We start from the raw sequence: 24,364 nt of genomic DNA on the forward strand, positions 1-24,364 counted from the left end.
CGTCACCCGTTGCGCTTCATTCGGCACCGGCCTTCCCTCACCCCAACCCTCTCCCACACGGGAGAGGGAGAAACGTCATGCTGGTTTTCCTGCTCACCCGGCCAAACACCCCCACCCGAGCGCTGCGCGCCCACCATCCCCGCAAGGGGGAGGGGAGAGCGCACACCGAATGCGACGGCTTCCAGGGCTTCACGAAGTCCCCTGAACCCACTAAGTCAGATCCAAACGAACCCCACGGAGATCCCGATGCCCTCCAAGCTCGACCAATTGCGCGCCATGACGGTCGTTGTCGCCGATACGGGCGACCTCGATGCGGTGCGCCGCCTGAAGCCCCAGGATTGCACCACCAACCCGACCCTGCTCCTGAAGGCGGTCGAGAATCCGGCCTACGGCCATATCGTCGACGAGGCCTTGGCCTGGGGCCGCGCCCAGGGCGGCAACCGCGAGGACGTGGTGGCGGCGATCTGCGACCGGCTGGCGGTGGCCTTCGGGGCGGAACTCGCCGGCATCGTGCCGGGCCGGGTCTCCACCGAGGTGGATGCGGACCTCTCCTTCGACACGGACGCCACGGTCGCCAAGGCGCGGGCCATCATCAAGGCCTATGAGGAGCGCGGCATCGGGCGCGAGCGCATTCTCATCAAGATCGCCGCCACCTGGGAGGGCATCCGCGCGGCGGAAGTGCTCCAGGAGGAAGGCATCGACTGCAATCTCACGCTCCTGTTCTCGCAGGCCCAGGCCCAGGCCTGCGCCGAGGCCGGCGTGTTCCTGATCTCGCCCTTCGTCGGCCGCATCCTCGACTGGCACGTGAAGGCGGGCGGCGGACCCTACACGGGCGAGACCGATCCGGGCGTGCTGTCGGTGCGCAAGATCTATGCGTCGTACAAGGCGCAAGGCATCGAGACCGTGGTGATGGGCGCGTCGTTCCGCAATGTCGGCGAGATCGAGGCGCTTGCCGGCTGCGACCGGCTGACCATCTCGCCCGCGCTCCTCGACGAGCTGGCGAATGCGCAGGGCGAGCTGCCGCGCAAGCTCTCGGCCGACAGCGTCGACAAGATCGCGCCGCTGCCGCGCACGGACGAGAAGAGCTTCCGCTTCGCCATGAACGAGGACGCCATGGCGACGGAAAAGCTCGCCGAGGGCATCCGCTCCTTCGTGAAGGATCTGCGCTCGCTTCGCACGCTGGTGGCGCAGCGGCTGGAGGAGAAGGAGGCGGCCTGACGCCGCCTCCCGCTTATATCTATCGGAGCCGGCTCAACGGTTGTCGGGCCGGCTTCTCACCGCCTGCAATCCCTGCCGCGTGATGCGGTAGGGGCCGCCGTTCATTGATGCGATCAGCCCTTTCTGGCGCAGCGCCTTGAACAGATCGAGCGTGCAGAGTGACAGGAGCCACCCTTCGCGGGTGAGACATTCGATGTCGAGAAGACGGCCGTTCTCGTCCTTGTAGTGACGGATGACGCCGCCCTGCGCGAGCACGTGGAGCACGCGCTGCCCATTGCGTGAAACGTTCACGGGAATAACCTGAAGCTTTATGGTGTGTCGGAGAGTGCGCGCACGTGCGCGTTCGGCTGATCTCGATCAGCCGCTGCCCGCCGGTCTGCCAGCGGGCCTTACCGGGTCTCGGTCTCTCCGCGCATAAAAGCTCCAAAAGGAAACGGCGCCGTTATAAGCGCCGCCGTATGGGATCGTCAATCGTCAGGCTGCGTCATCCCGGATGAAGCGCAGCGCAGATCCGGGATCGTTGGACGAGAGTGGCGCACTCTTCCCTCCCCCTTGCGGGGAGGGGCAGGGGTGGGGGTGGTGCGACCGGGTGAGCCCGTTCCGTCATGGCCGGGCCTGTCCCGGCCATCCCGATGTGGTGAGGCTCGGCGTTCCAAGCAATCGAGATCACCGGCACAAGGCCGGTGATGACGTGGTAGGATGGGCATTGACTGTTGTGTCGGGGGCGGCGTTCCGACTTTGCGACCCCCACCCGAGCGCTGGCGCGCCCACCCTCCCCGCAAGGGGGGAGGGGAAGTGGCGTTCTATCCTGCTTGCGATCCCGGATCGGCTTACGCCGTCCGGGATGACACCTGACCTAGCGCGCCTTTAATTCTTCTCCGCCAGCGCTTTCTCGCGGATGGCCGAGAGCGACATCGAGGGCGTGATCGCCTCCGGGTCGAGGATGCAGTGCAGGATCGCCGGCTTGCCGGAGGTGAGCGCGCGCTGGAGGGCGGGGGCGAAATCCTCCGTCATCTCGACGCGCTCGCCGTAGCCGCCGAAGGCGCGGGCGTAAGCCGCGAAGTCCGGGTTCTGCAGCATGGTGGCCGAGACGCGGCCGGGATATTCGCGCTCCTGGTGCATGCGGATCGTGCCGTACATGCCATTGTCGAGGAGCACCACCAGGATCGGCAGGTCGTATTGCACGGCGGTGGCGAACTCCTGGCCGTTCATGAGGAAGTCGCCGTCGCCGGCGAACACCACCACCGGGCTGTCGGGTCGCAGGCGCTTGGCGCCGACAGCCGCCGGCACGCCGTAGCCCATGGAGCCGGAGGTGGGGGCGAGCTGCGTGCCATATTGGCGGAACGGCCAGAAGCGATGCACCCAGGTGGCGAAGTTGCCGGCGCCGTTGCAGAAGATCGTGTCGGTGGGCATGACCTCGCGCAGATGCCGCATCACTTGGCCCATCTGCAGCGCGCCGGGATGCTTGATCTCGCCAGGGTCGCTCCAGGCCAGATAGCTGTCATGCGCGGCCTTCTTGCCCTCGCTCCAGGGGAGCGAAGCCGGCGGATGCACGCCCTCGAGCGCCGCCGCGAAGGCGGTGGGCGAAGCGTTGATGGCGAGATGCGGCGCATAGACCCGGCCGAGTTCGCTCGAATCGGGATGGATATGCACGAGTGTCTGCTTCGGCGCGGGAATGTCGAGCAGCGTATAGGCCTGGCTTGGGATCTCGGAGAGACGTCCGCCGACGAGCAGCACGAGGTCCGCCTCCTTGATGCGGGCGAGCAGCTTCGGATTCACGCCGAGGCCGAGATCGCCGATATAGGAGGCGTGGTCGGCGGGAAACAGCATCTGGCGGCGGAACGTGCAGGCGACCGGCAGCTCGAAGCGCTCGGCAAAGCGCACAAAGCGCTGCACGGCGTCTTCCGACCAGCGGCTGCCGCCGAGCAGCGCCACCGGCTTTTTCGCGCCGTGCAGCAGCTTCTGCAGCTCCGCCATCTGGGCGGGACCGGGATGCGTCTCGATCACCTGATAGCGCGGCGCGTCCGCGACTGTGGCCATCTCGGTGAGCACATCTTCCGGCAGTGCGATCACGACGGGACCGGGACGGCCCGAGGTGGCCACATGGAAGGCGCGGGAGACGATCTCGGGGAAGCGCGCCGGATCGTCCACTTCCGTGGCCCATTTGGCGAGCGGCCCGAAGGCGGCGCGGTAGTCGAGCTCCTGGAACGCCTCGCGCTCGCGCATGCCGCGCTCGATCTGGCCGACGAACAGGATCATCGGGGTCGAGTCCTGCTTGGCGATGTGAATGCCCGGCGAAGCGTTGGTCGCGCCGGGGCCGCGGGTCACGAAGCAGATGCCCGGGCGGCCGGTGAGCTTGCCGTAGGCCTCGGCCATCATGGCCGCGCCGCCTTCCTGGCGGCAGACCGTGATGGTGATGTTGGCATCGTGCAGCGCATCCAACGCGGCCAGATAACTCTCGCCCGGAACGCAGAAGATGTGATCGACTCCGTGAAGGGTCAGCTGATCGACAAGAATCTGGCCGCCGGTGCGGGAGGGCGCTGTCATGGAAAGCTCGCGATGTAAGAGGGTTTAGATAGCAAAACGGAGGGCATGAGCCCTCCGTTCGATAAGTGTGCAGTGATCAGGCGTCCACGTCGAACTTCACGCCCTGAGCGAGCGGAAGCGTGTTGCCGTAGTTCACCGTGTTGGTGGCGCGGCGCATATACGCCTTCCAGGAATCCGAGCCGGATTCACGTCCGCCGCCCGTCTCCTTCTCGCCGCCGAAGGCTCCGCCGATCTCGGCGCCCGAGGGGCCGATATTCACGTTGGCGATGCCGCAATCGGAGCCCGTCGCCGAGATGAAGGCCTCGGCCTCGCGCATGTTGAGCGTGAAGATCGAGGAGGACAGGCCGGCGCCGACCGCATTGTGCAGTTCGATCACCTCGTCGAAGCTCGAATAGCGCATCACGTAGAGGATCGGCGCGAAGGTCTCGCGCGTCACCGGGCCGGTCTGGCCAGGCATCTCCACGAGGGCGGGGCGGGCATAGACGCCGTCGCCCGCCACATCCGTGTAGCGTCCGCCGCCATGCACCTTGCCGCCGGCAGCCCGAGCCTCGTCGAGCGCGCGCTCCATGCCGTCGAAAGCGGCCTGGTCGATCAGCGGGCCGACCAGCGTGCCGGTCTCGCGCGGATCGCCGATCTTCACGCTGCCATAGACCTTGGCGAGACGCGGCACGAGGCTGTCATAGACGCTCTCGTGCACGAAGAGGCGGCGCAGGGTCGTGCAGCGCTGGCCCGCCGTGCCCATGGCGGCAAACGCGATGCCGCGCAGCGCCAGATCGAGGTCGGCCGAGGGAGCGACGATCGCGGCGTTGTTGCCGCCGAGCTCCAGGATCGCCCGGGCGAAACGCTCGGCGAGCTTCGGGCCGACCTGGCGGCCCATGGCGGTGGAGCCGGTGGCGGAGAGAACCGGCACGCGGTGGTCCTCGACCAGGATCTCGCCGATCTCGCGGCCGCCGAGGATCACCTCGCACAGGCCCTCCGGCACGCCGCCGAAGCGCTTGGCCGCGCGTTCCACGATGGCGTGCGTGGCGAGCGCCGTGAGCAGGGTCTTCTCGGAGGGCTTCCACACCACGCTGTCGCCGCACACCAGCGCGAGCGCGGCGTTCCAGGACCACACGGCCACGGGGAAGTTGAAGGCGGAGATCACGCCGCAGACGCCGACCGGATGCCAGGTCTCCATCATGCGGTGATCGGCGCGCTCGGTGGCGATGGTCAGGCCGTAGAGCTGGCGCGAGAGGCCGACGGCGAAATCGCAGATGTCGATCATCTCCTGCACCTCGCCGAGGCCCTCGGAGACGATCTTGCCGGCTTCCAGGGTCACGAGACGGCCGAGATCGTCCTTGGTGGCGCGCAGCTCCTCGCCGAGCAGGCGGATGAACTCGCCGCGCCGGGGCGCCGGGATCTTGCGCCAGGCCTTGAAGGCGGCGTCGGCCCGGCCGATGGCGGCCTTGGCCTCGTCCGGCGTGGTCTCGCGCACATGGGCGATCACCTCGCCGGTGATCGGGGAACGGGCCGGGCGGCCGCCAGGCGCGAAGGCGCTGTCCGGCACGCCGAGGCGCGCGAGAATGGCGCGGGCCTCGTCCGCCACGGAGGCAGGCGCGGAGGATACGGGTTTCAGGCTCGCGGTCATGGTTATCTCCCTCGATGCGGGCTTAAGGCTCGCCATGGAGCCCTGGCCGTCGCTGGTCCTTGGAACGAAACGACGGCGGCTGTCAGGCCACCGTCTTAAAGCATTTCGGGACAAGCAGGGAACTGCTTTTCCCGAATAGGGTCATGCGGTTTGGTCAAGAAGCTGGGCAGCTCCCGCCTCACAAGGTGAATTGTCATCCCCGGCGAGCGTCAGCGAGGGAAGGGGATCCACTGTCACGCGCGGCGCTATGGATTCCCTTCCCCTCCGCTGCGCTCCGGCCGGGAATGACACTCTCCTTAAGCCACGGCGTCGAGGCGGATGTTCTTCACCGCCGGCTCCTGGCCCTCGTCCAGGCGCTCGCCCGCATAGACGCGGCCGAAGCGGTTGGCCAGGAAGCTGTCGAGGTCGATTGCCTCCTGGCGCACGAAGCCCTGCTTCGGCAGCTTGCCGGCGATGAGCAGGTCGAGCATGGCGCAGATGCCGGCGGCGGTGGTGACCTGGATGGCGGTGCGCTGGGTGCCGGCGACGTTCTGGCCGTAGACGCTGCGGGCATAGGTCTCCTGCACGAAGCGGCCGTCGCGCTCGCCGGTCACGGTTACGAACACGATGACCATATCCTGCATGGTGGCCGGCACAGCGTTCTCCAGGATGTCCTTCAGGACCTCGCGGCGGTTGCGCAGCTGCAGGTCGTTGAGCAGCACCCGCATCAGGGCGCAGTGGCCCGGATAGCGGATGGTCTTGTAGTTCAGGTTGCGCACCTTGCCTTCGAGCGTCTCGCACAGGGTGCCGAGGCCGCCGGAGGTGTTGAAGGCCTCATAGCGCGTGCCGTCGAGGGAGAACTCCTCGAGCTCCTCCATGGCCGGAACCTCGCGCAGCTTGCCGTCGACCACGGCCTCGCAGCGCTCGATATACTCGTTGATGACGCCGTCCGTGCTCCAGGTGAGGTTGTAGGACAGGGCGTTCGACGGATATTGCGGCAGGGCGCCGACGCGCAGGCGCACCGTGTCGAGCTTGTCGAAGCGGCTCGCGATGTCGTGCGCCACGATGGAAATGAAGCCGGGAGCGAGGCCGCATTGGGGAATGAAGGCGGTCGTGGCGCCCTCGGACAATTCCTTCACCATGCGGGTGGTGGCCACGTCCTCGGTGAGGTCGAAGTAGTTGACGCCTGCGAGGCGCGCCGCCTTGGCCACGTGGCTGGTCAGGTGATAGGGCGCGGCGCTCAGCACCGCGTAGTGGCCCTTGAGGGCATTCTGCAGGGCGACCGCGTCACTGAAGTCGAGCTGGATCGTCCTGACCCCATCCTTGGCGACCGCCGCGAGGGCCTCGGCCGAGGCGTCCGCAACGGTGACGCTGTAATCGCCGGTCTCGTGGAGCATGTCGACAATGGTGGAGCCGATCTTGCCGGCGCCGATGACGAGAATCGAGTGCATTCAAACCTCCGTATGATCCGATAAGAAAAAGGCAGATGCCTGCAAAGCGCCATAGACAGGCTGACGGAAAGCCGAGTAGATATCGGCAGATTGCCGTTATGACTGGTCGAAGTGATGTTGGACGCCACGGATCGTGCCCTGATCGCCCTCCTGCGGGAGAATGCCCGCATCGGCCATGCGGAGGCTGCGCGCCGCCTCAATCTCTCCCGCACGACCGTGCAGGCGCGGGTCGAGAGCCTGGAACGGCGCGGCGTCATCGTCGGCTACACCCTGCGCCTCGCCGAGGAGGTCGCGAGTCGTATGGTGCGGGCGCACGTGACCATCGTGGTGGCGCCCAAGGCGTCGGGCGGGGTGGTGTCGGCGCTTCAGCGCATGCCTGAATTGCGCGCGCTTCATTCCGTCGCGGGTGTTTTCGATCTTCTGGCGGTGGTAGAGGCTCAGGACGTTCCCTCCCTCGACGCCGCCATCGACAGGATCGGCGCGGTCGAAGGCGTGGAGCGCACGCAATCCTCCATCATCCTCTCAACGAAGTTCGAACGATGACCCCAGCCACCTCCCTTTCCGCCGATGTCGTAATCGTCGGCGGCGCCGTCATGGGCTCCTCGGCGGCCTATCACCTGCTCGCCGATTCCGGCTTCAAGGGGCGTGTCATCGTGGTCGAGAAGGACCCGACCTACCAGCTCTCGGCCTCGGCGCTCTCGGCCGCGTCGATCCGGCAGCAATATTCCAGCGCGGTGAACATCCGAATCTCGCTCTACGGCATCCAGTTTTTGCGCAGCATCGGCGATCATCTGGCGGTCGATGGCGAGCGGCCGGAGATCGGCCTGCGCGAAGGCGGCTATCTCTATTGCGCGTCGGAGGCCGGCGAACAGGTTCTGCGCGAGAACCAGGCGCTGCAGGCGGCGGAGGGCGCGGACATCCTTTTCCTGCAGCCCGATGAGCTGAAACGCCGCTTCCCCTGGCTCAACGTGGAGGATCTCGCGGCGGGCACCTGGGGCCGCTCGGGTGAGGGCTGGTTCGACGGCTGGGGCCTGCTCCAGGCCTTCCGCAAAAAGGCGCGGTCGCTCGGCGCGGAATACGTGAAGGGCGAGGTGGCCGAGGTGGAGCGGGACGGCGCCGCCGTCACGGCGGTGCGTTTGAAGGACGGCACGCGGATCGCCTGCGGCACGCTGGTCAATTGCGCCGGCTCCGGCGGGCGGGCGATCGCCGCCATGGCGGGCCTCGACATCCCGGTGCAGGCCAAGCGGCGTTTCGTCTTCACCTTCGCCTGCAAGGAGCCGGTGGAAAACTGCCCGCTGCTCATCGACACGTCCGGCGCCTATGTGCGCCCGGAAGGCGAGGGGCATTTCATCTGCGGCGCCTCGCCTGAAGCCGATCTCGATCTCGATTGGTCCGATGACGATCCGGCGAGCCAGGAGATCGATCACGCGTTTTTCGAGGAGTTCATCTGGCCGTCGCTCGCCCACCGCGTTCCCGCCTTCGAGGCGATCAGGCCCGGCCGCGCCTGGTCCGGCCCCTATGACATGTGCCTGCTCGACCACAACGCCATCATCGGCCAGGCGGGCGAGCTGAAAAACTTCTATCTCTGCAACGGCTTCTCGGGCCACGGCCTGCAGCAGGCCCCGGCGGTCGGCCGGGGGCTCGCCGAGCTGATCGTCCACGGCGGCTACCGCAGCCTCGACCTGTCGGAGCTCGGCTACGAGCGCGTGCTCACCAACCGGCCGCTGCTCGAGCGCAACGTGATTTAGGGCGCCTGACGTAACCCCCGGGCTCATCCTCACAGGCTGGCTCATAAAAAGGAACGCGCCTCGGTTTTCGTCATGGCCGTCCCCGGACTTGATCCGGGGATCAGTCCCGGCCATCCCGATGCTGAAAAGCGCAGCACCTCACCGTATCGGGATCACCGGCACAAGGCCGGTGATGGCGTGAGGAGGGCTACCGGTCCTTTATGAGTCATGCTCTCAGGACAAGAGGTGTCTTGTTGGAGCTGTCAGAGCCCCATCTCGTCGGAGGTGCTGTAGGCCCAGATCCGGCCGCCGCGGTTCATGTGGCGCTGCATCAGGCCGGGCCGGTCGGCGGAGGGGCGCGTATCGACGGCGAGCTCGTTCACACCTTCGCGATCCGCCCGCTCGTCGCTGCGGCGGGCGCCGGTGCCGACAGTCGTGCTCGATCCCTGGTTGGTCTGGGCGAACCCGTCCGCCCTCAGATCGGCGGTGCCGAGATCGTCCGCGCCTTCCGCCATCAGGCCCATGCCGGGCAGGCTGCTCGTGGTGGTCGTGCCGCCCCCGGAGCCGCCGGTGATGCCCGCGCCCAGCGGTGCGCCTGTATCGAAGCTGGGCTGATCGGAACTGGACTGATCGGAGTCGTTCGAGGAGAGCCACTCGCGGCTGCTGCCGTCGAGATCGACCGGGTCGAACATCTCCAGCACGCGCACGGCCTCCTCGGCATTATCCCGGTCGACCTGGGCGGCGATCAGGGTGTGGCCCCGGCGAAGGCCCTGCTGGAAGATCCGCCTGTCGTCATCCGGCAGGTTCAGGTCGTGGAGCGCCTCCATGGAATCGTCCCGAGCCGAGAGGGTGCGGAAGCCCGAGATGGAGGAGATCTCGCGGGCATCCTCGGTGCCGACGGCCACGATCCTATGCTGGGCGATTCCCATCTCGAGCAGGGACTGGAGGGCCTGACGGGCCTGGGCGGGATCCCTGAACAGGGCTGTGATCATCTGGGGCATGGGGCTCTCACCTATGGTTACTCCCTCAACGAAGAGGCGCTTCGGCCTGTTCCCACTGGCGGCCATTAAGCCTTTTGGTGGAAAGGGGCTTCCATTTTGAAGCCGGCTATGATTGTCATGTTTCCGTCATAGAACCGTCATCCGGGCTTAACGCTGGGGTGATGAACGACAAGAACGTCCCAGACGGGATGATACGGGAGAGATCAGAATGATGAAGAAGTCCCTTCTCGGCGCTCTGGCCCTGGGCCTTGCGACGAGCACCTCCGCCTTCGCCCAGACGGAGCTTCAGTGGTGGCACGCCATGACCGGCGCCAACAACGACGTCGTGAACCGCCTCGCTGACGAGTTCAACAAGTCCCAGACCGAGTACAAGGTCGTCCCGACCTACAAGGGCCAGTACGCCGATACCCTGAACGCCGGCATCGCCGCGTTCCGTGCGGGCGGCGCTCCCCACATCCTGCAGGTCTTCGAGGTCGGCACCGCGACCATGATGGGCGCCCGCGGGGCGATCAAGCCGGTCCACGAGATGATGAAGGAAGCGGGCGAGAAGTTCGACCCGCAGGCCTATCTCCCGGCGATCACCGGCTACTACTCCACGGCGAAGGGCGAGATGCTCTCCATGCCGTTCAACTCCTCCTCGATGGTCATGTGGGTCAACAAGGACGCGCTGAAGAAGGCCGGCGTCAACGAGATCCCGAAGACCTGGCCCGAGGTGTTCGACGCCGCCAAGAAGCTCAAGGCTGCCGGCCACGACACCTGCGGCTTCTCGAATGCCTGGGCCTCCTGGGCTCACATCGAGCAGTTCTCCGCCTGGCACAACATTCCGATCTCGACCAAGGCTAACGGCCTCGACGGCTTCGACGCGGAGATGAAGTTCAACTCCCCGACGCACGTGAAGCACCTGCAGAACCTCGTCGACCTGCAGAAGGACAAGACCTACGACTATTCGGGCCGCGACTCGAAGTCCGAGGGCCGCTTCACCTCCGGCGAATGCCCGATCTTCCTCACCTCCTCTGGCTTCTACGGCAACGTGAAAGCCAATGCGAAGTTCGACTGGGCCAATGCGCCGATGCCGTACTACCCGGACGTCCAGGGCGCTCCGCAGAACTCCATCATCGGCGGCGCTTCGCTGTGGGTCATGGGCGGCAAGAAGTCCGACGAGTACAAGGGCGTGGCGAAGTTCTTCTCGTTCCTGTCCGACACGGACCGTCAGGCCAAGCTGCACCAGGAGTCGGGCTACCTCCCGATCACCAAGGCCGCCTACGAGAAGACCAAGGCGTCGGGCTTCTATGAGAAGAACCCCGCTCTCCAGACGGCGCTGATCGAGCTGACCAACAAGGAGCCGACCGAGAATTCCCGCGGCCTGCGCTTCGGCAACATGGTCCAGATCCGCGACGTGATCTCGGAAGAGATCGAGTCCGCCCTCGCCGGCCAGAAGCCCGCCAAGGACGCTCTCGACTCCGCCGTGAACCGCTCCAACCAGATCCTGCGTCAGTTCGAGCGCACCGTTCGCTAAGCTGACCTGAACCTGACCGCCTTTCATCCCGGGGAGCTCGCAAGGCTTCCCGGGATGATCTTATGGACCCCCTTCGCAGACCGGTTGCCGCCGTCATCTGCCCCATCCTCGGACAGCCGCAAAAGCGATGGAAAAACGAGCTCACATTTCAGGCTGGACGCTGCCGCTCCTGCTGATCCTTCCCCAGATGGCGATCACAGTCGTCTTCTTCTACTGGCCGGCCTCTCAGGCGATCTGGCAGTCCTTCCTGCGGGAAGACGCCTTCGGCCTCGCGTCCGAATTCGTCGGCTTCGAGAATTACGTCTTCCTGTTCGAGCAGCCCGAGTACTACCGGGCCATGGTCACCACCGTGATCTTCTCGACGCTGGTCGCCTTCTTCTCGCTCGCCTGCGCGCTGCTTCTGGCCACCCAGGCCGACAAGAACATCCGCGCCGGGCAAGCCTTCAAGACCCTGCTGATCTGGCCCTACGCGGTGGCTCCCGCCATCGCGGGCGTGCTGTGGCTCTTCATGTTCCATCCGACGCTCGGCACCCTGTCGCGTCCGATCAATGCGCTGGGAATCAACTGGAACCCCATGCTCAACGGCAACCATGCCATGACGCTTCTGGTGCTCTCGGCCACGTGGAAGCAGATCAGCTACAACTTCCTGTTCTTCCTGGCGGGCCTTCAGTCGATTCCGAAGAGCGTCATCGAGGCGGCTGCCATCGACGGCGCCGGCCCGATCCGCCGCTTCTGGACCGTGATCTTCCCGCTGCTGTCGCCGACCACCTTCTTCCTGCTCGTGGTCACCATCGTGTACGTGTTCTTCGAGACCTTCGGCATCATCGACGCGGTCACGGGCGGCGGACCCGCCGGGCAGACCACGACCCTCGTCTACAAGGTCTATGCGGACGGCCGCCTCGGCGGCGATCTCGGCGGCTCGGCCGCCCAGTCGGTGATCCTGATGATCATCGTGATCGCGCTCACCGCCGTCCAGTTCCGTTATGTCGAGCGCAAGGTGCAGTACTGATGGTCGAGAATCGTCCCTTCGCCCAGTTCATGGCCTACCTGACGCTCGCCCTCGGCGTCGTCATCGTGGCCTTCCCGGTCTACCTGGCCATCATGGCCTCGACCTTCGACACGGCCACCATCATCAACGGCAACATGCCCCTGGTGCCGGGCGATCAGGCGGCCGAGAACTACTCGCGCACCCTGTTCTACGGCGGCATGCATGCCCGTCAGCCCGTGGGCATGATGATGCTCAACTCGATGGTCATGGCCATGGGGATCGCGGTCGGCAAGATCCTGATCTCGATCCTCTCGGCCTTCGCGGTGGTGTACTTCAAGTTCCCGTTCCGCAAGACGGCCTTCTGGATCATCTTCATCACCCTGATGCTCCCCGTCGAGGTGCGCATCTACCCGACCTACAAGATCGTGGCCGATCTCGGGCTGCTCGACACCTATACGGGCCTGATCCTGCCGCTCATCGCGTCGGCCACCGGCACGCTGCTCTTCCGGCAGTTCTTCATGACGATCCCGGACGAGCTCCTGGAGGCCTCGAAGATCGACGGCGCGGGGGCCTTCCGGTTCTTCAAGGACACGCTGCTTCCGCTGTCGCTCACCACGGTCGCGGCCCTGTTCGTGATCCAGTTCATCTACGGCTGGAACCAGTATCTCTGGCCGCTGCTGATCACCACGAAGAGCTCCATGCAGACCATCGTCATCGGCATCAAGATGATGATCACCACCACGGATGCCCTGACCGAGTGGAATGTCGCCATGACCACCGCGGTGCTCGCCATGCTGCCGCCGGTGCTGGTGGTGATCTTCATGCAGCGGCTCTTCGTAAAGGGTCTGGTCGAAACCGAGAAGTGACGTGCCGACCGGCGCATGGCCCTCGCGGCGACAGGCCGTGAGGGCTCCTTCTCAAGAAGCTTGAACGAATTATGCCCGGCGCCTTGAGCGGAGCGGGCCACGGTTGAAAAGGAACAGGACGATGGCAGGGGTAACGCTCGATACCGTCAGGAAGATATACGCGGGCAACGTGGAGGCCGTGAAGGGCGTGTCGCTCGGCATCGAGGACGGCTCCTTCTGCGTGCTCGTCGGCCCGTCGGGCTGCGGCAAGTCCACGCTGCTGCGCATGATCGCCGGCCTCGAGACGATTTCCGGCGGCGAGGTGAAGATCGGCGACCGGGTCGTGAACCAGATGGAGCCCGCCGACCGCGACATCGCCATGGTGTTCCAGAACTACGCCCTCTATCCGCACATGAGCGTGTACGACAACATGGCCTATGGCCTGAAGAACCGTAAGACGCCCAAGGACGAGATCGACAGGCGCGTGAAGGAAGCAGCCCGCATCCTCGCCATCGAGTCCTTCCTCGCCCGCAAGCCGCGCCAGCTCTCCGGCGGCCAGCGCCAGCGCGTGGCCATGGGCCGCGCCATCGTGCGCAAGCCCCAGGTGTTCCTCTTCGACGAGCCGCTCTCCAACCTCGACGCCAAGCTGCGCGTGCAGATGCGCGTGGAGATCAAGCGCCTGCAGCGGGCGCTCGGCGTGACCTCGATCTACGTCACGCACGATCAGGTCGAGGCGATGACGCTCTCCGACAAGCTGGTGGTGATGTCCGGCGGCCAGATCGAGCAGGTGGGCTCGCCCGCGGAGGTCTACCGCCGTCCTGAGACCCGCTTCGTCGCGACCTTCATCGGCTCCCCGCCCATGAACATCCTGCCCGGCACCGTGGAAGGCCCCGGCCGCGTCTCGGTGGGCGGCCAGTCCATCGCCGTCACCGACATGCGCGAGGGCCTCACGCCGGGCTCCGCCATCGAGGTGGGCCTGCGTCCCGAGGACGTGCAGGCGGGCGGCGCAGGCGCAAGCTCCCTGTCCATGGACATCGACTTCGTCGAGGAGCTCGGCGCCACCCAGCTCTTCCACGGCAAGGTGGCCGGCGCCGAGTTCATCGTGCAGGCCTCCACCGGCCAGCTTCCGGCGGATACCCGCAATCTCACGCTGGCGGTCGACCCCGGGAATGTCCACCTTTTCGACCCGCAGACCACGAAGCGTCTGGGTCGGGTCTGATTCCTGATCGGCGTTAAGCCTGGCATCGAAGCGTCTCAAGGCCCTGGAGCGATCCAGGGCCTTTTTGTTGCTCTCTCCCGGTCCGACACTTTCTTCGTCATCCCCGGACTTGGTCCGGGGATCCACGTCTTTGCTGCCCACCCCTCAGCCTCATCCTGAGGAGCAGCCGTGAGGCTGCGTCTCGAAGGATCGTCCAGTGCTCTCTGGATCCTCCTTCGAGACGGCGCTGACGCGCCTCCTCAGGATGAGGGCGGAGGGTTGTGCGATCCGTAGACAAGAGTGGCGCGAACCCTCCCCCCGTTGCGGGGGAGGGTGGCGAGCGGAGCGAGCCGGGAGAGGGGGCGTAGATGACAAGCACAGCCCCTCTCCCGACCCTCGCTGACGCGAGGGCCACCCTCTCCCGCAAAGGGGAGAGGGAAGGCACGTGCATGTTCTCATTTTGTTCTTGACAACGACCTCAATCTTAGCTATAAGGTTGCGTAGATCTGCTCCTCAGAGGGGCGCGCTCGCGAGGCGTTGCAGTGTGGGAGCAGGCACGGTCCCGCCGCAGGGCTCGCACCCCTGTGATCGCGGGTGGCCGATCCTGGCCTGACCAGGTCCGCTGAAACAAACCGTGCGCGAAGAGGCAGTCTGGCTCTTCCATTCACCATCACACAGCGAGCCGGGCTGCCCGACGCGCCACCCTCGATCTCACCACAGGCTCGCAGCACCCGCTGCGGGCCCACAGGTGCTGGCTCTTTGACAGATATGAGAGCGTCATCCCGGACGGAGCGTGAGCGCAGATCCGGGATGACACCAAGGCGGCAATCGCCGCCACACGGCGGTTGCGCCGTATACGAAGCCCCGGTATCCCTTTTGCATCAACGTGAGGAACAGCGATGACGGTCAAGCTCGACGGGGCCACTCTCGGCATTCAGGACGTGGTGCGCGTGGCGCGCCGCGATGCTCAGGGGACCTATGCGCAAGCGGCCCTGGCGCCCGAGGCGCGCGAGCGGATCGCCGCAACGCGGGACTATATCGACCGCACCTGGATGCATGACGACGCCCCGCTCATGTATGCCTTCAACACGGGGGTCGGCCTGTTCAAGGACCAGCGGGTGCTGATCGCCGACATGGCGGCCTACCAGCGCAAGACGGTCTATGCCCACGCCACCGGCGTCGGCGAGCCCTTCGCCGAGGATGTGACGCGAGCCATGATGCTGCTGCGGGCCAACGCTTTCGCATCCAACTATTCCGGCCCGCAGGTCGAACTGGTCGAGCGGCTGATCGCGTTCCTCAATGCGGGCCTGCATCCGGTGATCCCGCAGAAAGGCTCGGTCGGCGCATCGGGCGATCTCGCGCCGCTCGCCCACATGGCCGGCGCCGTCTGCGGCTTCGAGGAAGCCGACATGTTTTATCAGGGCCGCGTCATGCCGGCCCGCGAGGCCATCCGCATGGCGGGGTTCGATCCGGATTTCGAGCTCGGCGCCAAGGATGCCTCCGCACTCATCAACGGTTCGACCACGTCGCTGGCCCTGGGCGCGCTCGCCACCCACGATGCGCGCCGCCTGCTCAAGCAGGCCGACATCGCCATGTGCCTCTCGCTCGAGGCCATGCGCGGCGAGCTGGCTGCTTTCGATCCGCGCGTGCATAAGGCGCGCCCGCATCCGGGCCAGGCCAAGGTCGCGCGCAACCTGCTGCGGATTCTCGACGGCACGAAGCGCTGCTCGCAAGCCGCCCGCGACATCGTCTTCCCGGACGAGCCGCGCCAGCCCGGCCAGCCCGCATCGCCCCGGGTGCAGGACGTCTATTCCCTGCGCTGCACGCCGCAGGTTCACGGGCCTGCCGTCGAGGCGGTCGAATATGTGGAGCGCATCATCGGCACGGAGATGAACTCCGCCACCGACAATCCGCTCATCTTCGACGACGGGCAGGGCGGCTACGTGTCGATCTCCGGCGGGCACTTCCACGGGCAGTACATGGCGCAGGCCATGGATTTTCTCGCCATCGCCATGGCGGATCTCGGCGCGATCTCCGAGCGGCGGCTCGCGCGCCTCATCGATCCCACCATGTCCTACGGTCTGCCGCGCAACCTGCTCGCCGGCAAGCGCGGGCTCAACACGGGCTTTGCCACCGTGCAGTGCTCCATGTCGGCGCTGGTGATGGAAAACCGCGGGCTTGCCACGCCGGGCTCGGTGGACTCGATCCCCGGCAAATCCAACGCGGAGGATCACGTCTCCAATTCCACCTGGTGCGGACGGAAAGCCCGCATCATCGTCGAGAACGTGGAGCAGATCGTGGCCGGCGAACTGCTGATGGCCGCACAGGCGCTGACCCTCGTGGAGCCGCTCGCCGGAGACTATCCGCTGGGTAAGGGCTCGCGCGCCGCGATAGAAGCGATCCGCGCCGTGATTCCGCCGGCGCTCGAAGGCGACCGCTGGTACGCCACCGAGATGCGCCAGGCGCTGGACCTCGTGCGCTCCGGCGCCGTCGTCGAGGCGGTCGAGAACGCCATTGGTGAGCTAGAATGAAGTGAAAAGGGCCCGCGATGCCGGGCCCTGAAGCGTTGTATGGGGCGCCGATCAGCGGCAGCGGCGAATGGTGCGGTAGATCACGCGACCGCTCGGCTGAACGATGCGCTGGCGCACGGTGCGGCAGCGGTCCACCCGGCGCTGCCAGGCGGGAACGCCGCAGCGGCGCACAGTGCGATAGATTACGCGGCCGTTGGGGCGCACGGTGCGGATGCGGCGGGTCACGCAGGCCACATCGTCCACGAGCGACGGCGCCTGAATCTGCTCGGGGCTGAAACGCGCATGAGCCTCCTGGGGAGCGGCGAAGAAGCCGAGGCCGAAAGCAAGAGCGAAGGCGGGGAGAATGATGGCGCGCATGGTCCATTCCTTATGGTTCGCGGAGGAGCTGACGACAACGGCAGCTCTATGCCATGGTTCCTGAAGTTGAGATGAACCTCATGTTGTCACGCGTTACGATCCGTCCCGTCCAAGCCTCGGATGGCGCCGAGCTGGTGAGGGCCAACCTCGCCAGCATCGCTCTGCACGAGCCCTGGGTGTCGCCCTGCCGCGATCATGCGAGCTTCCTCGGTTACCTCACCCGCTGCGACGGGGAGCGGTCAATGGGGTTCATCGCCCACGAGCGGGAGAGCGGACGCATCGTCGGCGTGGTGAACCTGAGCGAGATCGTGCGCGGCTTCTTCCAGAGCGCCTATATGGGCTATTACGGCACGGCCGGCATGAACGGGCGGGGGCTGATGAGCGAGGCGGTGAGCCTCGTGGTTACGCACGCCTTCCACGATCTCGCTCTGCACCGGGTGGAGGCGAATATCCAGCCTGCCAACGAGCCTTCCCGCGCCCTCGTCCAGCGGCTCGGATTCCGGCAGGAGGGCTTCTCGCCCCGTTATCTCAAGATCAACGGCGAGTGGCGCGATCATGAACGCTGGGCGGTGCTGGTGGACGAATGGAACGGTTGATGTTCAGGCTGCGGCCACAAGCTTCTTCTGCAGGAAGAAGCGGCTGCCCCCGGCCGGATAGTTCTTGAGCTCGCCGAAGATCTCGTAGCCCAGGCGCTGGTAGAGTTGGAGCGCCTGCGGGTTCAGCGTATCCAGCCAGGCCGAATGACAGCCGCGGCGCCGGGCTTCCTCTTCGGCCATGGCGACGAGCTGCGTGGCAAGGCCCATGCCTCTGAAGGCCTCGGGCACGAAGATCAGCTCGATGGCAAGCCAGCCGCCCGCCGTGCGGCCGCAGAGGCCTCCCACCGGCTCATTGCTCTCCGGATCGCGAAGTGCGATGGCGAGATCCTGCCCCGGCGGATGCTTGGCGAACAGCGCCCTGTTGAAATCGCGCACGCCGGCGAGCACGATCTCCTGGAGGCCGTAATTGTCCTCGACGAACGCGAGTGTCGGCGCCTGCGTCATCGGATGAACCTCACCCGGCGATCTGCCTGACGGCCGCGAGCAGCACCCGCGCGGCCGCATCCGCATCCTCCACGGTGATCGACTCTGCCGGGTTGTGGCTGATGCCGCCCTCGCAGCGCACGAAGAGCATGGCGGAGGGGCAGAGATTGGCCATCGCCACCGCATCGTGGCCTGCGCCGGAGGCGAGATGAAGCGGCTCGATGCCCAAACTCCGCACGGCGGCCTCCAACTGCTCGATCAGGGCTTCGTCCATGGGGGTGGCGGGCGAATCCATGAACGGTTCGATGACGAGCTCGACACCGCGCCTTTGGGCCGCCGCCTGACACTCCGCCATGATGTCCTGCACCATGGCCTCGCGGACCGCATCGTCCGGCGCGCGGGCATCGAGGGTGAAGTCGACCCGCGCGGGGATCACATTGATCGCGCCGGGCTGCACCTGGGCGACGCCTACCGTCGCCACCGTGTCGGTGCGCGTCGAGCCTGCGCGCTCCACGATGCCGATCATCTCGGCCACCGCCGCCAGGGCATCACGGCGCATATTCATCGGCACGGTGCCGGCATGTCCCGCCTCGCCGATCACATGAGCGCGGGCCCGGGTGATGCCGTTGATGGCGGACACGATGCCGACGGGCAGATCCTTGGCTTCGAGCTGCGGGCCCTGCTCGATATGAACCTCGAGATAACCGCGATAGCGCACCGGATCGCGGGCGAGGGCCGCCACGCCGTCCGGATCGCCCCCGAAGGCGACCAGCGCATCGCGCAGCGCAATGCCGTCCTGATCCCGGCCGTCGAGCCAGGCAGGGTTGAAGCGGCCGGCAAGGGCCGAGGAGGTGGAGAGATTGGTCGGGAAGCGCACGTTCTCCTCGTCCCCGAAGGCCACGACCTCGATGGAACAGGAAGGTGTGATCCCCTGCCGGCGCAGGGCCTCGACCACCACGATGCCGAGCACCACGCCGAGATTGCCGTCATAGCGGCCGGCATCGACCACGGAATCGATGTGGGAGCCGATGATGAGGGCGGGCGCTTGCGGATCGGCGCCTTCCATGCGGCCGATGACGGAGCCAAGCGCATCGATATGCGCGTCGAGCCCGGCCTCCTGCATCATCACGAGGGTGGCGTCGGCGGCCCTGCGATGGGCGGTGGACAGGTAGAGCCGCGTGATGCGGCCGGCCTCGTCCGTGTGCTGGGCGAGGTCCTCGATCATCGCCATCACGCGGCGGCCAAGGGTGAGATCGGATGAATGCGTCATCCGGCAAGAGTCTCAGGAACCGGCCCGCTTCGCAAGAGGATGCGGGAGCCCCGAAGGAGGATTCAGCGGGCTCTGATTCCGCCCACGTCATCACCGGTCTTGTGCCGGTGATCCCGATTTAAAGAGCGCAGCGCTTTACAGAAGCGGGATGGCCGGGACAAGCCCGGCCATGACGATTGGGGTTCGTACCAAAAAGCCTTACGCAGCGACGCCGAGCTTCTTCTGCAGGCTCGTCGACGAGGTCGTGTATTGGAACAGGAGCTTCTTCTCCGGGTACACGTAGCGGTGCACTTTCTGCGCCGCCAGCGCGCCCTCGTGGAAGCCGGAGAGGATCAGCTTCAGCTTGCCCGGATAGGTGTTGATGTCGCCGATGGCGAAGATGCCGGGGACGTTGGTCTCGAACTTCTCGGTATCCACCGGGATCAGGTTCTCGTGCAGGTTCAGGCCCCACTCGGCGATGGGCCCGAGCTTCATGGTGAGCCCGAAGAAGGGCAGCATCACGTCGCAATCGACAACGTGTTCCGAGCCGTCGTCCTTGCGGATCACGGCGCCTTCCAGCACGTGGTTCTCGCCCTTGAGCGCGCTCACCTGGCCCAGGTGAAGGTCCATGTCGCCGGCGGCGACCAGCGCGCGCATCTTCTCCACCGTGTGGGGCGCGGCGCGGAAGGCGTCGCGGCGGTGGAGCAGGGTGAGGCGCTTGGCGATGGGCTGCAGGTTCACGGTCCAGTCGAGAGCGGAATCGCCGCCGCCGACGATCAGCACCTTCTTGCCCCGGAACATCTCCATCTTGCGCACAGCGTAGAACACGCTCGTGCCCTCGTAAGACTCGATGTTGTCGATGGGTGGCTTCTTGGGCTGGAACGAGCCGCCGCCGGCCGCGATAATCACCGACTTGCAGACGAACGTGGTGCCGTTCTCGGAGGTCTTGACCCGGAACAGGGGCGCCTCGGGCGTGCCGATGGATTCCAGGCTCTCCACCATCTCGTTCAGGTGGAAGGTCGGGTTGAACGGCTCGATCTGCGCCATCAGGTTGTCGACGAGGCCCTGGCCCGTCACCATCGGAAAGCCCGGGATGTCGTAGATCGGCTTCTCAGGGTAGAGCTCGGCGCACTGGCCGCCCACCTTCGGCAGGATGTCGATGAGGTGGCATTTGATGTCGAGGAGCCCGAGTTCGAACACGGCGAACAGGCCCACGGGCCCGGCACCGATGATGACGACGTCGGTTTCGATATGGTCGGTCATAAACAGGCTCCTTCGAGAGACCGTTTGAGAAGCATGGTCTCTCCGTCTTGGCAATGTGGCAGGCTGGCAGTTAGTCCCCGGTGGGCGCCAGGGTGACTTCCAGGCCGTCGAGTTCGGGGGTCCACAGGATCTGGCAGGACAGGCGGGAATTGGGCTTCGTCACCACGGTGTCGAGCTGGTCCTCCTCCTCCTCCGTGGCGGGGTAGAGCTTACCCAGCCAATCCTCGGCCACGAAGACGTGGCAGGTGGCGCATTCGCAGGCGCCGCCGCACAGGCCCTCGATGGGCAGGCCCCAATCCCGGATGATCTCCATGACCCGCCAGCCCTCGATCGCCTCAAGGGTGTGGCGCTGGCCGGCCCGGTCGGTCACATGGATGACGCCCATGAAGCGGGAATTCCTCTGCGCGGATTCTGGGGTATGGCGCAGGAGGGTGCGCCGGATGGGCTGGATATCGGCCTTTCGGCCCGCCCCGTCAATGGTTTAAGGGCCCCGTTTGTTTCCGGCAGCGGGCTGCCCCTAGACGCCTAAGGTTTCCGCTCTCAGGGCCTCGTCCGCCATGAGCTCGTCCATGGAGCCCTGGAAGCGGATTTCGCCGCGCTCGATCACGCAGGCCCGGTCGCTGATGCCGGCGGCAAAGGCCCAGTTCTGCTCGGAGAGCAGCACGGCCACGCCTTCCGCCTTCATGGCCCGGATCGCCTCCGCCATCATCTGGACGATCACCGGGGCGATGCCCTCGGATGGCTCGTCGAGCAGGATCGCGTCCGGGTTGCCCATGAGGGTGCGGGCGATGGTGAGCATCTGCTGCTCGCCGCCGGACATCTGGTTGCCGCGCCGCCCCCGCATCTCGGCCAGGTTGGGGAAGAGCCGGAACAGCCGCTCCGGGGTCCAGGGCGAGCGTCCGGCGGGGGCCGGCCGACGGCCCGTCTCCAGGTTTTCCTCGACGGTGAGGTCGGTGAAGATGCGCCGGTCCTCCGGCACGTAGCCGAGGCCCAGGCGGGCGATCTTGTAGGTCGGCAGCCCCGCCAGGGACTTCCCCTTGAAGGTGGCCTGCTTGGCCGAGGCCGAGACCAGTCCCATGATCGCCTTCAGGGTCGTGGTCTTGCCTGCCCCGTTGCGGCCGACCAGGGCCAGGACCTCACCCTGATGCAGCCTGAACGTCAGGTCGAACAGCACCTGGGCGCGACCGTAAGAGGCGCAGAGGTTCCAGACCTCGAGAAGCGGCGTTGTCATGCCGGGCTCATCCCTTTCGGCCGTTCCAGGGCGTGCTCGTCGCCCAGATAGGCGCGCCTGACCTGCTCGTCCTGCCGGACCTCGTCGGGCGTTCCAGAGGCGATGATCTGACCTCGGAGGAGCACCAGCACCCGAGCCGCATGGCCGAAGACGACGTCCATGTCATGCTCGGTGAAGAGAACGCCGATGCCCTGGGATTCGGCAATGGAGGCGGTCAGGTCCATGAGCGCTGCCCGCTCGCGCGGAGCCATGCCCGCAGTAGGCTCGTCCATGAGGAGCAGCTTGGGCTGGCCGGCAAGCGCGATGGCGAGCTCCACCCGCTTCACATCGCCATAGGCAAGCGCCGAGCAGGGCACATCCGCCGCCTCCGCCATGCCGACCCGGGAGAGCAACTCGAGGGCCTTCTCGCGATGGCGGTCCCGGGCCGGGCTCCAGAGACCGTTGCTCTGCCGGTAGCAGCTGATCAGCGCCATCTGGACGTTCTCGGCAGCGCTCATGGACAGGAACGTCTGCGCCACCTGGAAAGTGCGGCCCACGCCGCGGCGGAAGCGCTTCTGCGGCGACGCGTGGGTGATGTCCTGCCCGTCGAGCAGCATCTGGCCGCGATCCGGCTCGAGCTGGCCGCCGACCATGTTGAACACCGTGGATTTCCCGGCGCCGTTCGGCCCGATGATGGCGAACATCTCGCCGCGCGCCACCGTGAAGGTCACGTCACGGGCCGCCACCACGCCGCCGAAGGATTTGTGCAGGCCGTTCACCGCAAGAAGCGTCATGCCCGCGCCTCCCACCGGTCCCGGACGGTGCCCACAAGGCCGCGCGGGAAGATGAGCACCATGGCGATGATGCTCAGGCCCAGCAGCAGCCGCCAGAGCGATGTGAGCGGCATGATCCAGTCGCGCAAGGCATGCAGCACCGCCGCGCCCACCAGCGGCCCCATGACGGTCTGGATGCCGCCGAGCAGCAGCATGGTGAGCGCGTCCACTGAAGTCGAGATGCCGAGCAGGCTCGGGTCCACCGAGCCACGGGAAAACGCATAGATGCCGCCCGCGAGGCCTGCCGCGGCACCGGCGATGGTGAAGGCGAGCCAGCGATGCTGGCGAACCTTCAGCCCGATGGCCTCCGCACGCGCTTCCGAATCGCGGGCCGCCCTCAAGGAATAGCCGAAGGGCGCGTCGATGATGCGCTTCAGAAGCAGCACCGTCACGACGGTCAGGGCTGCGGTCAGCAGGTAATAGGGAACCGGGCCGCCCGCCCAGGGCGAGGGCCAGACGCCAACGATGCCGTTGTCGCCGCCGGTCACCTCCACCCACTGGAATGCCACCGCGTAGAGGATCTGCGCTGCCGCCAGGGTCATCATGGCGAGATAGATGCCGGACAGGCGCACCACGAAGGCGCCGACCAGCGCGGCCCCCAGGGCGGCCAGCGCCAGCCCGAGCGGCAAGGCCGCCTCCATCGAGACCCCGTACCACTTGACGGCGAGCGCCGCCCCATAGGCGCCGAGGCCGAAGAAGGCCGCGTGGCCGAAGCTCACGATGCCGCCGACGCCGATGAGGAGCTGCAGGCTGAAGGCGAAGAGCGCGAAGATCAGGATCTCGGTGGCGACCTTCAGGAGATAGGCATCCGCCACGAGGGGAAAGGCGGCGAGAATCGCGACGACGACGAGCAGGATGAGCGAGCGGCCCGGCAGCGGCGTGCGGCTCGCGATGCCCACCGCGTGGGTTCCGCCGATGACTTCCGCGCGTCCGAAGAAACCGTAGGGGCGGATCGCCAGCACCACGGCCATGAGCAGGAAGACGACGACCAGAGTGCTCTTCGGAAAGATCAGAATGCCGAAAGCCTGCAATTGTCCAATGATGAGCGCCGCAAGGAAGGCACCCGGCACGCTGCCCATGCCCCCCACCACCGTGACGACGAAGGCCTCAGCGATGATGGACAGGTCCATGCCCGTATTGGCTGACACACGCGGGATCTGGAGCGCGCCGCCGAGGCCTGCGAGAAACGCGCCGAGAAACAGCGTGCCGGTGAACAGCAGGGCCTGGTTGACCCCGAGTGACGCCACCATGTCCCGGTCCTGCGTGGCTGCGCGCACCAGCACGCCGAAGCGGGTCTTGCGCAGCAGGAGCCACACGAGTCCCAGCACGATGGGGCCGGCCGCGATCAGCACGAGCTCATAGGACGGAAAGCGCCGTCCGAGGATCTCTACCGGCGCGCGCAGGCCGGGAGCGCGCGGGCCGAGAATGTCCTGCGGGCCGAAGACCTGCACCACGAGGTCCTGCACCACCAGCACGACGCCGAAGGTGGCGAGCAGCTGGAACAGCTCCGGTGCGCCGTAGATTCGCCGCAGGAGAAGAACCTCGATGATGACGCCGATCACCCCGACGATAAGCGCCGAGGCCAGAATGCCGGCCCAGAAGGTGACGGGGCCGAAGGAGAGTTCGAGCAGCCGCGGCACCAGGGTCGCGGCCGTGTAGGCGCCGATCATGTAGAGCGAACCGTGCGCGAAGTTCACGATCCGCGTGACGCCGAACACGATCGTCAGGCCGCAGGCGGTGATGAAGAGCGAGGAGGCGCTGGACAGGCCGCTGAGCGCCTGCACGGCTAGGAAGGCAGGGTCCAT

At 66.4% G+C, this 24,364-nt stretch carries 22 protein-coding genes; 9 read left to right on the plus strand and 13 right to left on the minus strand.

Annotated elements, in window-relative coordinates:
- Positions 1-246 precede the first annotated feature (246 nt).
- Positions 247-1,218, plus strand: coding sequence for a transaldolase (gene tal / locus JAO75_RS07490; protein ID WP_199047951.1), 972 nt, complete (start codon positions 247-249; stop codon positions 1,216-1,218).
- A 33-nt stretch (positions 1,219-1,251) separates the two neighbouring features.
- On the opposite strand, the gene JAO75_RS07495 is transcribed toward tal, so the two are convergent.
- The 4 genes from JAO75_RS07495 to JAO75_RS07510 all read right to left on the minus strand — a co-directional run bounded on the left by JAO75_RS07495 (position 1,252) and on the right by JAO75_RS07510 (position 6,822).
- Positions 1,252-1,509: a YjhX family toxin gene (locus JAO75_RS07495; protein ID WP_199047953.1), complete on the minus strand. Its 258-nt coding sequence runs from the start codon at positions 1,507-1,509 to the stop codon at positions 1,252-1,254.
- Positions 1,510-2,085: 576 nt separating this feature from the next.
- Complete coding sequence (locus tag JAO75_RS07500; RefSeq protein WP_199047954.1) at positions 2,086-3,765, minus strand: thiamine pyrophosphate-binding protein; 1,680 nt, start codon at positions 3,763-3,765, stop codon at positions 2,086-2,088.
- 76 nt (positions 3,766-3,841) lie between these two features.
- Positions 3,842-5,392 carry an L-piperidine-6-carboxylate dehydrogenase gene (amaB, locus tag JAO75_RS07505; RefSeq protein WP_199047956.1) on the minus strand — a complete coding sequence of 517 codons (1,551 nt, stop codon included), beginning with the start codon at positions 5,390-5,392 and terminating at the stop codon, positions 3,842-3,844.
- Positions 5,393-5,688: 296 nt separating this feature from the next.
- On the minus strand, positions 5,689-6,822 hold the full coding sequence (locus JAO75_RS07510) for a saccharopine dehydrogenase family protein (RefSeq protein ID WP_199047958.1): 1,134 nt from the start codon (positions 6,820-6,822) through the stop codon (positions 5,689-5,691).
- Between the two features lie 114 nt (positions 6,823-6,936).
- Here JAO75_RS07510 and JAO75_RS07515 point away from each other — a divergent pair, with 114 nt between their 5' ends.
- Together JAO75_RS07515 and JAO75_RS07520 are read left to right on the plus strand one after the other, a co-directional pair.
- Positions 6,937-7,365, plus strand: coding sequence for an Lrp/AsnC family transcriptional regulator (locus tag JAO75_RS07515; RefSeq protein WP_199047960.1), 429 nt, complete (start codon positions 6,937-6,939; stop codon positions 7,363-7,365).
- Entirely contained in the window at positions 7,362-8,570 is a 1,209-nt protein-coding gene (locus tag JAO75_RS07520; RefSeq protein WP_199047962.1) for an NAD(P)/FAD-dependent oxidoreductase, read from the plus strand. The genes JAO75_RS07515 and JAO75_RS07520 overlap by 4 nt, the downstream gene beginning before the upstream one ends.
- Before the next feature lie 242 nt (positions 8,571-8,812).
- Here the strand turns inward: JAO75_RS07520 and JAO75_RS07525 are convergent, their stop codons facing one another.
- Positions 8,813-9,550 (minus strand): hypothetical protein, encoded by a 738-nt coding sequence (locus tag JAO75_RS07525; RefSeq protein ID WP_199047964.1) that lies wholly within the window; start codon positions 9,548-9,550, stop codon positions 8,813-8,815.
- Between the two features lie 208 nt (positions 9,551-9,758).
- Between JAO75_RS07525 and ugpB the strand changes: the two genes are divergently transcribed.
- From ugpB to JAO75_RS07550, 5 genes are all read left to right on the plus strand, one after another.
- Entirely contained in the window at positions 9,759-11,066 is a 1,308-nt protein-coding gene (ugpB, locus tag JAO75_RS07530) for a sn-glycerol-3-phosphate ABC transporter substrate-binding protein UgpB (RefSeq protein ID WP_425523162.1), read from the plus strand.
- A gap of 127 nt (positions 11,067-11,193) precedes the next feature.
- Positions 11,194-12,075 carry a sn-glycerol-3-phosphate ABC transporter permease UgpA gene (gene ugpA / locus JAO75_RS07535; RefSeq protein WP_199047965.1) on the plus strand — a complete coding sequence of 294 codons (882 nt, stop codon included), beginning with the start codon at positions 11,194-11,196 and terminating at the stop codon, positions 12,073-12,075.
- Positions 12,075-12,920 carry a sn-glycerol-3-phosphate ABC transporter permease UgpE gene (gene ugpE, locus JAO75_RS07540; RefSeq protein ID WP_199047966.1) on the plus strand — a complete coding sequence of 282 codons (846 nt, stop codon included), beginning with the start codon at positions 12,075-12,077 and terminating at the stop codon, positions 12,918-12,920. The genes ugpA and ugpE overlap by 1 nt, the downstream gene beginning before the upstream one ends.
- A 121-nt stretch (positions 12,921-13,041) precedes the next feature.
- A complete protein-coding gene (locus JAO75_RS07545; RefSeq protein WP_199047967.1) occupies positions 13,042-14,118 on the plus strand; it encodes a sn-glycerol-3-phosphate import ATP-binding protein UgpC in 1,077 nt (358 codons plus the stop codon).
- An 878-nt stretch (positions 14,119-14,996) separates the two neighbouring features.
- Positions 14,997-16,628 (plus strand): HAL/PAL/TAL family ammonia-lyase, encoded by a 1,632-nt coding sequence (locus JAO75_RS07550; RefSeq protein WP_199047968.1) that lies wholly within the window; start codon positions 14,997-14,999, stop codon positions 16,626-16,628.
- 51 nt (positions 16,629-16,679) lie between these two features.
- Here the strand turns inward: JAO75_RS07550 and JAO75_RS07555 are convergent, their stop codons facing one another.
- On the minus strand, positions 16,680-16,985 hold the full coding sequence (locus JAO75_RS07555; protein ID WP_199047969.1) for a hypothetical protein: 306 nt from the start codon (positions 16,983-16,985) through the stop codon (positions 16,680-16,682).
- Positions 16,986-17,065: 80 nt separating this feature from the next.
- On the opposite strand from JAO75_RS07555, the gene JAO75_RS07560 reads away from it, so the two are divergent.
- Positions 17,066-17,581: a GNAT family N-acetyltransferase gene (locus tag JAO75_RS07560; RefSeq protein WP_199047970.1), complete on the plus strand. Its 516-nt coding sequence runs from the start codon at positions 17,066-17,068 to the stop codon at positions 17,579-17,581.
- Positions 17,582-17,584: 3 nt separating this feature from the next.
- Here the strand turns inward: JAO75_RS07560 and JAO75_RS07565 are convergent, their stop codons facing one another.
- The 7 genes from JAO75_RS07565 to JAO75_RS07595 form a co-directional block, all read right to left on the minus strand.
- Positions 17,585-18,025 carry a GNAT family N-acetyltransferase gene (locus JAO75_RS07565; protein ID WP_199047972.1) on the minus strand — a complete coding sequence of 147 codons (441 nt, stop codon included), beginning with the start codon at positions 18,023-18,025 and terminating at the stop codon, positions 17,585-17,587.
- Between the two features lie 10 nt (positions 18,026-18,035).
- Positions 18,036-19,274, minus strand: coding sequence for an allantoate amidohydrolase (locus JAO75_RS07570; protein ID WP_199047974.1), 1,239 nt, complete (start codon positions 19,272-19,274; stop codon positions 18,036-18,038).
- 198 nt (positions 19,275-19,472) lie between these two features.
- Positions 19,473-20,516, minus strand: a complete 1,044-nt coding sequence (locus tag JAO75_RS07575; RefSeq protein WP_199047976.1) for an NAD(P)/FAD-dependent oxidoreductase — start codon at positions 20,514-20,516, stop codon at positions 19,473-19,475.
- 70 nt (positions 20,517-20,586) lie between these two features.
- Positions 20,587-20,901: a 2Fe-2S iron-sulfur cluster-binding protein gene (locus tag JAO75_RS07580; RefSeq protein ID WP_199047978.1), complete on the minus strand. Its 315-nt coding sequence runs from the start codon at positions 20,899-20,901 to the stop codon at positions 20,587-20,589.
- A gap of 132 nt (positions 20,902-21,033) precedes the next feature.
- Positions 21,034-21,747 (minus strand): ABC transporter ATP-binding protein, encoded by a 714-nt coding sequence (locus JAO75_RS07585; protein WP_199047980.1) that lies wholly within the window; start codon positions 21,745-21,747, stop codon positions 21,034-21,036.
- The gene (locus JAO75_RS07590; protein ID WP_199047982.1) at positions 21,744-22,520 is read right to left on the minus strand and encodes an ABC transporter ATP-binding protein; all 777 of its coding nucleotides are present in this window, start codon (positions 22,518-22,520) and stop codon (positions 21,744-21,746) included. Before JAO75_RS07590 ends, JAO75_RS07585 begins: the two co-directional genes overlap by 4 nt.
- The gene (locus JAO75_RS07595) at positions 22,517-24,364 is read right to left on the minus strand and encodes an ABC transporter permease (RefSeq protein WP_199047984.1); all 1,848 of its coding nucleotides are present in this window, start codon (positions 24,362-24,364) and stop codon (positions 22,517-22,519) included. Before JAO75_RS07595 ends, JAO75_RS07590 begins: the two co-directional genes overlap by 4 nt.

It is taken from the genome of Microvirga splendida, from assembly GCF_016427565.1.
Lineage (GTDB): Bacteria > Pseudomonadota > Alphaproteobacteria > Rhizobiales > Beijerinckiaceae > Microvirga > Microvirga splendida.